Origin of the sequence: Arsenicicoccus piscis (assembly GCF_022568835.1) — a bacterium.
In the GTDB taxonomy this organism is placed as follows: Bacteria; Actinomycetota; Actinomycetes; order Actinomycetales; family Dermatophilaceae; genus Arsenicicoccus; species Arsenicicoccus piscis.
On sequence record NZ_JAKZHV010000004.1, the window covers coordinates 138,382 to 149,896 of the forward strand.

Annotated in this window: 9 protein-coding genes and 1 pseudogene; 4 read left to right on the forward strand and 6 right to left on the reverse strand. The window is 72.7% G+C overall.

Annotated features, from left to right (window positions below):
* Positions 1 to 223 precede the first annotated feature (223 nt).
* Both MM440_RS09415 and MM440_RS09420 read left to right on the forward strand, forming a co-directional pair.
* Positions 224 to 4,060, forward strand: coding sequence for a DUF4011 domain-containing protein (locus MM440_RS09415; protein ID WP_241444055.1), 3,837 nt, complete (start codon positions 224 to 226; stop codon positions 4,058 to 4,060).
* Between the two features lie 20 nt (positions 4,061 to 4,080).
* On the forward strand, positions 4,081 to 4,227 hold the full coding sequence (locus MM440_RS09420; RefSeq protein ID WP_241444056.1) for a hypothetical protein: 147 nt from the start codon (positions 4,081 to 4,083) through the stop codon (positions 4,225 to 4,227).
* A 79-nt stretch (positions 4,228 to 4,306) separates the two neighbouring features.
* On the opposite strand, the gene mscL is transcribed toward MM440_RS09420, so the two are convergent.
* The 5 genes from mscL to MM440_RS09445 all read right to left on the reverse strand — a co-directional run bounded on the left by mscL (position 4,307) and on the right by MM440_RS09445 (position 8,133).
* Positions 4,307 to 4,672: a large conductance mechanosensitive channel protein MscL gene (mscL, locus tag MM440_RS09425; protein ID WP_241444057.1), complete on the reverse strand. Its 366-nt coding sequence runs from the start codon at positions 4,670 to 4,672 to the stop codon at positions 4,307 to 4,309.
* A 158-nt stretch (positions 4,673 to 4,830) separates the two neighbouring features.
* Positions 4,831 to 5,613, reverse strand: a complete 783-nt coding sequence (locus tag MM440_RS09430) for an SAF domain-containing protein (protein WP_241444058.1) — start codon at positions 5,611 to 5,613, stop codon at positions 4,831 to 4,833.
* 253 nt (positions 5,614 to 5,866) lie between these two features.
* Entirely contained in the window at positions 5,867 to 6,262 is a 396-nt protein-coding gene (locus MM440_RS09435; protein WP_241444059.1) for an FmdB family zinc ribbon protein, read from the reverse strand.
* 48 nt (positions 6,263 to 6,310) lie between these two features.
* Positions 6,311 to 6,898 carry a TrkA C-terminal domain-containing protein gene (locus MM440_RS09440; RefSeq protein WP_241444224.1) on the reverse strand — a complete coding sequence of 196 codons (588 nt, stop codon included), beginning with the start codon at positions 6,896 to 6,898 and terminating at the stop codon, positions 6,311 to 6,313.
* Positions 6,793 to 8,133, reverse strand: coding sequence for a potassium/proton antiporter (locus tag MM440_RS09445; RefSeq protein ID WP_241444060.1), 1,341 nt, complete (start codon positions 8,131 to 8,133; stop codon positions 6,793 to 6,795). Before MM440_RS09445 ends, MM440_RS09440 begins: the two co-directional genes overlap by 106 nt.
* A gap of 257 nt (positions 8,134 to 8,390) precedes the next feature.
* On the opposite strand from MM440_RS09445, the pseudogene MM440_RS16985 reads away from it, so the two are divergent.
* Positions 8,391 to 9,059, forward strand: a pseudogene (locus MM440_RS16985) (penicillin acylase family protein); the annotation flags it as partial.
* A gap of 61 nt (positions 9,060 to 9,120) precedes the next feature.
* Positions 9,121 to 10,833, forward strand: coding sequence for a penicillin acylase family protein (locus MM440_RS09450; RefSeq protein ID WP_338155632.1), 1,713 nt, complete (start codon positions 9,121 to 9,123; stop codon positions 10,831 to 10,833).
* Here the strand turns inward: MM440_RS09450 and MM440_RS09455 are convergent.
* Positions 10,830 to 11,408, reverse strand: a complete 579-nt coding sequence (locus tag MM440_RS09455; RefSeq protein WP_241444061.1) for a 5-formyltetrahydrofolate cyclo-ligase — start codon at positions 11,406 to 11,408, stop codon at positions 10,830 to 10,832. The two genes, MM440_RS09450 and MM440_RS09455, sit on opposite strands and share 4 nt — an antisense overlap.
* Positions 11,409 to 11,515: the final 107 nt, after the last annotated feature.

Here is an 11,515-nt window from a genome sequence, read left to right on the forward strand (position 1 = left end):
GCGGGGCCACGCCACGGGTGGGTGAGGGTGCGTGGTCGGCTTGACCCGTACGCGGAAGTAGCACAGTATTCAACTAGCGGCGCGCATCATCCCCTCCCCCTGCATGATGCGCGCCGCCTCACTGTCTGCGCCCCCTGCCCGTTGCAGGTCGGCACCAGGTTATGAGGTCGGGTTGCGGCGGATGGTTGCGGTGCGTGACCGGCCCGACCGATAGCCTGACCCCGTGACGCAGGAAGCCCCACCCACCTCGGCAGCAGCCGCGGCCGAGCCGACCCGCGACGAGCGCACCGCGACGGCGGTGGCCCGCTGGCGGCGCGACCTGGTGGACCTGGGTGGCCCCAACAACCTGCTGTGGTTCTCCGACCTTCCCTCGGGCACGCTCGAGCTCACCCACGCCCACCCGGGCGGCATCGCCATGCTGCTCAGCGGACGCCCGGTCGTGCTCTCCGAGATGGTGCGCGAGCCGCGGGCGCTCGCCGAGGCCGCCCGCCGAGCCCGGGCGATCCGCGACGTCAGCCGCGAGCTCGCCGAGGAGCGGGGCGTGGGCGCCTGCTTCCTCGTCGCGGGCATCGCCACGTGGCGCACCCCGGGCCGAGCCGGCGGCCGGGTGCCCGCGGCGCCGGTGCTGCTGCGCGCGGTCGACCTGCGACCGCGCAGCCTCGCCGAGGAGGACTTCGACCTCGACGTATCCCACTCCGTCGAGATCAACCCTGCCCTCGAGGAGCTGCTCCGGGCCGAGCACGGCATCACCTTCGACGCGGACCAGCTCGCAGCAAAAGCTTACGGCCGCAACGGGTTCGACCCGCGGCCGGTCTACGAGCAGCTGGCCCGCATCTGCGCCGACGTGCCCGGCTTCACGATCACCCCGCGGCTGCTGGTCGGCACGTTCACCTACACGAAGGTCCCGCTCGTCAGTGACCTCCTCGGTCCCGTAGCCCCTTTCGCCGCAAGTGATCTCGTGGCCGCGGCGGCTGGCGACGAGGGCGCCCGAGCGGCGGTGCGCCGCGAGCTGCCCGACGTGATCGCCGACGCCGACCTCGCGCGGGAGCGGCTCGTGCTCGACGCCGACGCGGACCAGGCACGGGTGGTCGCCGCAGCTCGTGCGGGCGTGAGCCTCGTCGTGGACGCGCCGCCCGGGACGGGCAAGACGCAGACCATCGCCAACACGGCTGCGGCCCTCGCGGTGGACGGCAAGCGGGTGCTCGTCCTCTCCGAGAAGCGTTCTGCCCTGGACGATCTCGTCACGCGGTTGGGTCTGGTCGGCCTCGACCGCCTGGTCCTCGACGCCGGGGACGCGGTCCGGGACCGAGCCCATCTCGCGGCTGACGTGCTGGCGGTGATCGACAGCCCGACCAAGTACCCAGCGCCCGACCCCACCCAGACCATCGCCGACCTGCAGGCCAGTCGCAGCGCGCTCGCCGCGGCCCACGAGGCCATGCACGCCGACCGGCGACCCTGGGGGGTCACGGCCTACGAGGTGGCGAGCGCGCTGACCTCGCTGAGCGAGCGGCGTCCCACCCCGACCTCGCACGTGCGCGTCGCGCCCCCGGTCCTCGACGGGCTGGATCGTGCGACCGTGGCGCGCTGCGCGGCGGCGCTCACGACGGCGGCCGAGCGTCACGCCTGGTCCGAGGACGTCGCCGCCGACCCGTGGTTCGGCGCCCGGGTGGTCACCGAGGAGGACGCACGGGAGAGCCACGAGCTGCTCGACCGGTTGGCCTCGCCCGAGGGCGTGGAGCGGGTCGAGACGGTGATGCGCGCGCTCGCCTCCGACGCGAATCTGCCTGCGGCACAGACACCTGAGGGCTGGGGCGCGATCCTCGACCTCACCACCGACGTGCGTGACACCCTCGACGTCTTCACGCCCGCGGTCTACTCGGCCCCCCTGACCGAGATGCTCGAGGCGACCTCGGGGGACTACCGTGCGGCGCACGGGTCGACCCTCGGGGTGCTGGCTCGCTCGCAGCGCCGGCGTGCGGTCCGCGACCTGTTGCGCCCGGGCCGTCAGCCGGAGGACCTGCACGAGGCGCTCGCCTCGGCGGCCCGCACGGCACAGGCCTGGCGCGACGCGGCGCAGGCCGACACCACCCCGCGGCTGCCGAAGGGCATCGACGAGGCCCGGGTGCTCGTCGAGGCCGTGGCGGGCGACCTGCGCCGCCTGGGCGAGCGCCTGCGCGGCACCGCCGACGGCGGTGATCTGATGCGAGCTCCGTTGCCGGAGCTACGTGCTCGGCTCCACAAGCTGGTCCTGCGGGCCGACCGCCTCGACGTGCTGCCTGGCGTGACCTCCCTGCTGGACGAGGTCCGCGCTGCCGGCCTCGGTGAGCTCATCGGTGACCTGGCCGCGCGGGAGGTGCCCGCGTCGGCGGTGCAGGACGAGGTCGACTTCGTCTGGTGGGCCTCGCTGGGTGATCACCTGGACGCGTCCGACCCCGTCCTCGGCGCGCACGACGGTGACGCGCTGCGCTCGACGCTGGGGGACTATGGCAGCCTCGACCGGCACCTCCAGCAGCTCACCGCTCGACGAGTCCTGGCCGCCACCAACACCGCGCTGCGCAACGCGACGTCGCTGCACCCCGAGCAGGTCGACGTCATCCGTGCGGAAGCCGCTCGGACACAAGGGCGCCCGCGGATCGCCGACGTGCTGACCGGTGCGGCCGACGTGGCCCTCGCAGCCAAGCCGATCTGGATGATGAGCCCACTCGTGGTGCCCTCGTTGGTGCCACGCGACACGAGGTTCGACGTCGTGCTCGTCGACGAGGCGTCGATGCTCGGTCTGCCGCAGCTCGTCCCGGCACTCCTGCGGACTGGTCAGGTCGTCGTCTTCGGCGACGCCCACCAGCTGCGTCCGACCGGGTTCTCGACCACGCCCGCTGCCGAGGCCGAGCTGCTCGACGACCCGGTCGTCACCCGGCGACCGATGGCTCCGGTGCTCGATACCTTCGCGGAATTCCTTGCGGTGCAACCGCTCTCGTGGCACTACCGGTCCTACAACGAGCGACTCGTAGACCTCGTGGACCGGGAGGTCTACGAGGGTCGGTTGCGCACGTTCCCCGGCACGGCGCGGCGGGCACCCGTCCAGCTTGAGGTCGTGCGACCGGACCTCGAGCAGCTGTCCTACGACGAGCCGGTCGTGACCACCCAGGGTGAGGTGGACCGCGTGGTGCGTCTTGCGGTGACCCATGCCCGCACGAACCCGCACGAGGCGCTCGGCGTCGTCACGCTCGGCCCGCAGCACGCGACCCGGATCAGCGAGGCGCTGCGCCTCGCCCTGGCGTCCGAGAGCGACCCGCTGGTGCGGGCATTCTTCGACCCGTCGGCTGAGCGACGCTTCTTCGTCAAGGACGCCGGCAAGGCGCAGGGTGACGTGCGGGACGTGGTCATCGTGTCGGTGGGCTACGCCCGCGGGCTCGACGGTCGGCTGCTGCACCGCTTCGGCCCGCTCAACGTCGCGGGTGGGGAGCGCCGGCTCACCGTGGCTCTCACCCGGGCTACCCGCCGTGTGGTGCTGGTCGCGTCGTTCGCCGGCTCCGACCTCGAGCCCGAGCGGCTGCAGTCCACCGGGTCACGACTGCTGCGAACGGCCCTGCTACGCGCCGAGGAGGCCGGGCACCTGGAGAAGGCGCTGGCCGAGGCCGTCGAGGAGACCAGCACCGAGGACGGTCCCGCGATCGAGGACCCGATCGTGGCCGAGCTGGTGAGCCGGCTGCGGGCGCAGGGCCTGGTCGTGCGCCTCGGCGTGGGCGGCGCGCACCCGCCTCTCGACCTGGTGGTCCACGACCCCCTCGCCGTGCGCGGGCGGCACGTCGCCGTCGACCTGGACGGTCCGGCACACGCCGGCGCCATCAGCACCCGCGAGCGAGACCGGCTGCGGCCGGAACAGCTGTCCCGGCTGGGCTGGAAGTACGTGCGGGTGTGGACCACCGACCTGTTCCGGACGCCCGAGCGCGACGTCGCCCGGATCGTCGCCGCCACCCATGCCGAGCGCAGAAAGGCAGCGCCATGGCGAAAAGACATCGGCGGGTTGTCGCCCCACCCACAGGAACGCCGCCACGGCTGACCGAGGCCGAGGCTGCCAGGTTGCTCGGCACCGGCGCGGCCGCCAAGGCCGCCGAGCCGGGGGAGCGCCGCGAGTCGAAGCGCCCTCGCGTCGCCCGTGCGCCGGCCCAGCCGGTCGACCCGCACGACCAGTGGCTGCTCGACCAGCGCCCACCGCACTGGGGCTGAGGTCGACCCACAACCAGTGAGGCCCCCGCCGAGTGGCGGGGGCCTCACTGGTTGTGGTGCTGGTGGCGCTAGGCCGAGATCAGCGGCGGCGCAGCTCGTCGCGGATCTCCTGCAGGAGCGCGACCTCCTCGGAGGGAGCCTCGGTCTCCGGCTCGACGCCACGGGCGCGCAGCTCGGCGAGCTTGTTCATCGGCATGACGACCATGAAGTAGACCGCGGCGGCGATGATGACGAACGAGATGAGCTGGGTGAGGAAGGCACCGACGTGGATGCCGCCCGGGACGTAGCCCGAGAAGTTGGGCGTGCCGCCCAGCTTGCCGAGCAGGTCCATGATGATCGTGACGAACGACTCGACAACCTTGCCGAAGGCGGCGCCGATGATCACGGCGACAGCCAGATCGACGACGTTGCCCCGCATGAGGAAGTCCTTGAAGCCCTTGAGCATTGCATCTCCTGTGTGGAGTAGGTGAGTGTGAGCGTCTCGCTGACCCGACCTTGTGACGCGAACACCCTCAACGGTACTTGATCGTTCATGTGAGCGGGGGGTTGTTGCGAGGGGTTTCCCATCGGATGCGACCGGATCGTGATAAAGGGTGCGTCGGGTCAGCTCCGACGAGCCTCCAGAGCGAGCACCAGGCCCGCGTCGCTGGAGACGCTGCCGAGCGCTTGCGCCTGCTCGCTGGTGGCGACGACCAGCACGGTCGGTGCGCCGGTCGAGGTCGCTGGCAGCAGGCTCCCCCCTCCGATGGCGCCCGTGGTCGTGCCCCCAACCCGGGCCGCACCGGTGCCGGAGCCGCCGCCCGGAGCTGCTTCGCCGGGGGTCGCCAGGACGAGCAGGTGCCGCGCGAGGATGGTGCCGCCGCGAAGCGCGAGCAGGTGATCACCCGGGCGCACCAGCCTCGCCAAGGCCGGGTCCACCGCCGGCAGAGCGAGCACGACCTGTCCCGGACGGACGATCGCCAGGTCGGCGGTCGGCAGCAGGGCCGAGCGGGTGACCGGTAGCCCCCGGGGCAGCGACGTGCCGGCGATCTCTCCCACCAGGTCGTCGGGTGAGCGGGCCGCCTCGGGTGGCACCAGCCCGGGCGGGAAGGGCTGCACGTCGAGCAGCTCGGCGGTCAGCGGGGTGCCGAGGCTGAGGTCGGCTCGAGCGACGACCACCGGCACCGTCGCAGGCGCGGGCAGGAAGGCTCGCGCGAGCAGGGCCACCGCGGTCCCGACCAGCAGCGCTGCGAGCACGCGGCGCAGCACCGTCCGTCGCCAGCTCGCGCGGCGGCTGCGCCCGGTGAGCGGTGCGGTGCGTGCCCGGGCTGCGGCGGCCAGCCGCTCCGACCTGGACCGGGGCGGCGGCGGAGCGACCAGGTCGAGCGGCGCAGGGGGAGTAGTCACCCGCAGGACGCTAGGTCGGCAGCCGGCGCACGGGCTACCGCTGCTGTTGGCCTGTGGACGCGGGAAGGGTCAGCCGCCGCCGGAACCGTGATCGACACACGGGTTCTACTGAGGACGACGTCTGGGTCGCGCCCTCGGGGGCCTGCCGTGCCAGGACGGGCGGTACGGTCAGCCGCCCGAGCGAGCCCTTGACGAGGGGCACGAGGGCTGAGGTGGGTGCAAGGGCGGACGCGCGGGCCGGGGGCCAGGTCGGCTACGAGGCGGGCTTGGAGCTCGAGGACGAGGTGGAGCTGGCCTTGGCTGCAGAACCGGTGGACGTCGAGGACGAGCTGGTCGAGGACGAGGCGGCGGTCGAGTCCTTGCCACCAGAGCTCGAGGCGGAGCCACCGCCGGACGCCTTGTCCGCGCCCTTCTCGGAGCCGGAGCCCGAGTTGGAGCCGGAACCAGAGCCAGCGCCGTTCTTCTTGGCGCCGTCGCGGGAGTCGGTGCGGTAGAAGCCGGGGCCCTTGAAGACCACGCCGACGCTGTTGAAGACCTTGCGCAGCTTCCCGTCGCACTGCGGGCACACGGTCAGGGCGTCATCGGCGAACGACTGCACGATGTCGAAGGTGTGGTCGCAGTTGGTGCACTTGTAGGCATAGGTGGGCACGGTTACCTCGCGCTGGCTCGGTCGGGGCGCTGGACGGGATGCGCGGCGTCAGTTTAACGGCGGCTGCCGGTCGCCACGATCACGAGCATCATCGCGGCCCCGAGCATCACCAGCACCACCGTCACGACCAGCACCACCGTCACGACCAGCACCACCGTCACGACCAGCACCACCGTCACGACCAACACCTCGGTCCCGGGAGTCTCCCGGCGGGATCGGTCGGCTGGCGCGGGCCTGCTCGGTGCGGGACATCGGCGTGAAGGCACCGGCGCCGGCGCCTCCGCCGGAGCCCGCGCCGGCACCGGCACCAGGCCGGCGGCCTGTCGGCACGACCCGGGCGGGACGCTGGTCGGCGCGTTGGTCGGGTGGGCTGGTCCAGCCGGCCATCCGACCGGCCTCGGACACGGCTCGCAGCCGGTCCTCGGTCTGGGCGCGACGCTTGCTCGGCGTCACGACGAGCAGCTGGTCGCCGTGCCGCAGGACGGTGCCGCGCTCGGGCACGAAGCTCCGGTCGCCGCGCACGATCAGCGTCACCGAGGCGCCGCGCGGCAGCCGCAGCTCGAAGACCTCGACACCGGCGATCCGCGAGTCCGGGCCGACCTGGATGGTGAGGATGTCCGCGTCGAGCCGGTCCAGCGGGGTGAGCTCGACGGTGAGGTCGCGGGTGGCGTCGGCATCGAGCAGGCCGAGGCGACGGGCCACCCAGGGCAGGGTCGGGCCCTGGACCAGGGTGAAGATGACGACGAGCACGAACACCAGGTCGAACAGCCAGCCCAGCTGGGGCGCACCCGAGGTGACCGGGACGGTGGCGAGCACGACGGGCACGGCGCCGCGCAGCCCCGCCCAGCTGAGGAAGATCGGTCACGCCACGCGACCCGGAAGGGGGTCAGGGACACCAGGATCGACAGCGGCCGGGCGACGAGCAGCAGGACCAGGCCGACGAAGAAGGCCGGCCCGACCCAGCGCAGCAGCTCGCTCGGCGTGGCCAGCAGCCCGAGCAGCACGAACAGGCCGATCTGGGCGAGCCAGCCGACGGCTGCGGAGAAGCCCTTGATGGCTTGGCGGTGCGGCAGCGCCATGTTGCCGAGCACCAGCCCGGCGAGGTAGACCGCGATGAAGCCGCTCGTGTGCAGCAGGGTCGCCGCTGCGTAGGCGATCACGCAGACCGCCATGACGGCGATCGAGAACAACGCCGAGGAGGTGTCGGCGAAGTAGGCGAGCAGCCGCCCGCCGAGCCAGCCGAGCGCCGCACCGACCGCGGCTCCCACCACCAGCTCGACGCCGGCGAGCGCGGCGACCTCCCACCAGTTGGTGGGGCCGCTGCTCGCGACGGCGTGCGACAGCGCGAGCACCATCATCACCACGGGGGCGTCGTTGAAGCCGGATTCGGCCTCGAGCATGCCGGTGATGCGCCGCGGGAGGGGCACGGTGCGCAGCACCGAGAACACCGCGGCCGCGTCGGTGGAGGACAAGATGGCGCCGACGAGGAAGGACTGCTCCCACCCGAGGTCCAGCAGCAGGTGGGTGGCCGTGCCGGTGACAGCGATCGAGACGACCACGCCGACGGTCGAGAGCAGCGCCGCGGGTCGCACCGACGGCTTGATCGCCGGCCAGGAGGTGGTGAGGCCACCTTCGGCCAGGATCAGCACCAGCGCCGTGTAGCCGAGGACCTGGGTCAGCAGGTCGTTGTCGAAGGGGATACCGAGACCGCCCACGCCGAGCGCCAGCCCGATCGCCAGGTAGAGCAGCAGCGAGGGCAGACCGGAGCGCACCGACACCCGGACCGCGACGACGGAGAGCAGCAGGACCAGACCTCCGAGCAGCAGCGCGATGCTCAGATCGTCGATCCCGAAGGCCCCGCCGCCGCCCATGCCCACATGATTGCCTATCGGGTGCGCGGGGCGCTGCACGGTCCGTCGATCACGGGCGACTACCCTGCGATCTTGTGACGACGTCCAAGCTGATCGGCCGGATCGCCGTGAGCGTGATCGCCCTGCTGGCGGTCGTCGCGGTCATCCTCGGCAGCGTGGGCTACGCGGCGCTCTCGCGCCTGGAGCCGAGTCACTCCGGGCAGGTGCGCGTGCGCGGGATCGACGAGCCGGTGACGGTGCGCCGAGACGCCCAGGGCGTGCCCCAGCTCTACGCGGAGGACGCCGAGGACCTGTTCTACGCGCAGGGATACGTCACCGCCGGGGACCGGTTCTTCGAGATGGACCTGCGCCGCCACGTCGCCTCCGGCCGGCTGAGCGAGCTGGTGGGCAGCAGCGGGCTGCAGACCGACAAGCTGATCCGCACGCTCGGCTGGCGTCGGGTCGCCGAGGCCGAGCTGCCGCTGCTGTCGGCCAGCACCCGGCGCTACCTGCAGTCCTATGCGGACGGGGTCAACGCCTACGTCCGCGAGCGGGGTCAGCCGTCCTCCATCGCGGCGGAGTACCTGCTGCTGGGCGTCTCGCACCCGGGCTACCGGATCGAGGAGTGGAGCCCGGTGGACTCCCTGGTCTGGCTCAAGGCGATGGCGTGGGACCTCAAGGGCAACAACGACGCCGAGGTAGAACGTGCCCTGATGTTCGGCTCCGGCCTCACCATCGCGCAGATCGCCTCGCTGTATCCGGTGGGTGCCACGGACTCCCAACCACCCATCCTGTCCGCGCAGGACTGGAAGCCCGGCGCGGCGGCGGCCAAGACGGCGGCGACGTCCCAGCAGGCGCAACCGGCCCAGCTGACCCAGCCGGCCCAACAGACGCAGCAGACCAAGGCGGCCGTCCAGGCGACCCGAACGGCCCTGGTCAGCGCCTCGAGAGCGCTCGCGGCGGTGCCCGAGCTGATCGGGCGGGGCGACGGGGTGGGCTCCAACTCCTGTGGTCGGGCCGGCGCGCTCGACGACCGGCAAGCCGCTGCTCGCGAACGACCCGCACCTGGCGTCGAGCCAGCCGGGGGTGTGGCACCAGGTGGGGCTGCACTGCACGCGGGTGTCGTCCAGCTGTCCGTTCGACGTGTCGGGCTTCACCTTCGCCGGTGTGCCCGGCGTCGTGATCGGCCACAACGCCCGGGTGGCGTGGGCGTTCACCAACCTCGACCCCGACGTCGCCGACCTCTACCTCGAGCGGGCGACCGACTCCACCTATCTGCAGGACGGCACCCAGCACGCGCTCAGCCTGCGCACCGAGCGGATCGCCGTGGCGGGCGGCCAGGAGCAGACGCTGGTCATCCGCGAGACCAAGCACGGGCCGATCATCTCCGACGTGCTGGGGGAGGTGTCCCGGGCCGGCCAGCAGGCCCCGGTGGGGGGACGCCGGCAGAACCCGGGCGACCCCGTGCCGGAGGTGTCGCTGGCGTGGACGGCGCTGCGGCCGATGCGGACCGCCGACGGCCTCTTCGCGCTGAACACTGCCGGCAGCTTCGCGGACTTCCGGGCCGCGCTCAAGAACTTCTCCGCGCCCTCGCAGAACGTGCTCTACGCGGACGTGGACGGGCACATCGGCTACCAGGCGCCAGGGGACGTCCCGATCCGGGCCAGCGCCACCCCCGGCACCCCGCCGGGCTGGCTCCCCGCGCCGGGGTGGGACTCGGCCTACGACTGGCAGGGGTACGTGCCCTACGAGCAGCTGCCGTGGACCTACGACCCGCCCGAGGGGCTGATCGTCACCGCGAACCAGCAGGTCACCGCTTCGTCGACGCCGTTCCTCACGACCGACTGGACGCCGGGGTGGCGCAGCAGCCGGATCCGGTCGCTGCTGCTCGCCCAGGACAAGGTCAGCCCCGACCGGATGCGCGAGATCCAGCTGGACGACCTCGACCCGCTCGCGTCGACCCTGGTGCCGATGCTGCGCCGGATCGACCTGGGCAACGACGACTTCACCCGCGAGGGGCAGGCGCTGCTCGAGGGCTACGACGGCCAGGCGACCGAGGGGCGCAGCAAGGCGGCGAGCGCGGCTGCGTTCTACAACGTGGTGGTGGCGCACATCCTGAGGCTCGCGCTCGACGACAGCCTCCCCGACGGGGCGAAGGTGACAGGTGGCGGGCGCTACGCGAGCATCCTCGCGGGGATCCTGCAGCACCCGGACTCGCCCTGGTGGGACGACCGGACCACCCCGTCGGTGGAGCGCCGCGACGACATCCTCGCGCGCGCGATGGTGGCGGCCCGGCTCGACCTCACGGCGTCCGCGGGCAAGGCCGTCACCCGCTGGGACTGGGGCACGCTGCACGCCGCGTCGCTGCAGCACCCGCTGAGCGCCGGGCTGCCGGGGCTCGTGCGCGACCTCTTCGACCGTGGGCCGGTGCCAGTGCCGGGCAACGGCGTCACCGTCAACGCGATGGGGTTCGACCAGACGCAGGGCTACGCGACGACGCACGTCCCGTCGATGCGGATGGTCGTGGACCTCGGCGCGCTCGACTCCTCGACGTGGGTCAACCTCACCGGCGTCTCGGGGCACCCGCTGTCGCGGCACTACGACGACCAGACCGACGCGTGGGCCACGGGCCGCAGCTTCGCCTGGCCGTCGACCCCGAACGCGGTCCAGGCGGCCACCGTCGACACGCTCGTGCTGCAGCCGGACGGTTCCGGTGACTAGTCCGGCGTCCTGATGCGCCGGGCCCCCTCGGGGGTGAGGACACCGTCGACCCGCTGGTCCAGCTCGTCGTGCGGCAGCGGCTCGGTGACCACCTCGTCCTCGAACACGATCGCGTAGACCGGCACGCCCGCCCGCCGGCGCGGCAAGCTCCGGTCGTAGCAGCCGCCGCCCTGCCCGAGCCGGTGCCCCTCGGGGTCGACCCCCGACGCCGGCACGAGGGCGACGTCGACCGTCGCGAAAGCCTCCCGCCCGAGCGGCGCCTCCGGCGCCCCCAGCTCGGCCCAGTCCAGGTCCAGGTCGGGTCGGGTGATCGGCACCAGCACCGTGTAGCCCGCCTCCACCAGGGCGGCGTTGAGCGCCGCGGTCGGCGGCTCGACCGGCCACGACTCGTAGGACGAGACGCGAGCGGGGGGGTCTACGAGGGAGCGGACGAGGGCGAGCCCGTGCTCGGCGAGGCTGTCCTGGTGGCTGTCCTCGTGGCTGTCCTCGTGGCTGTCCGCGTCGGGACGGTGCTCTGCGCGGGCGCGTCGGCGGGCCCGCACCGCGCGCCGCAGGGCACGCTTGACCGAGGTCACCTCATCTGGCGAGGACGCGACGGGCTGGCTATCGTCCCGTGGGTGCGGTGAGGGCATACCGTCATTGTGCAACGCACCAGCCACGCACCACCCATGCTCCAGCCACG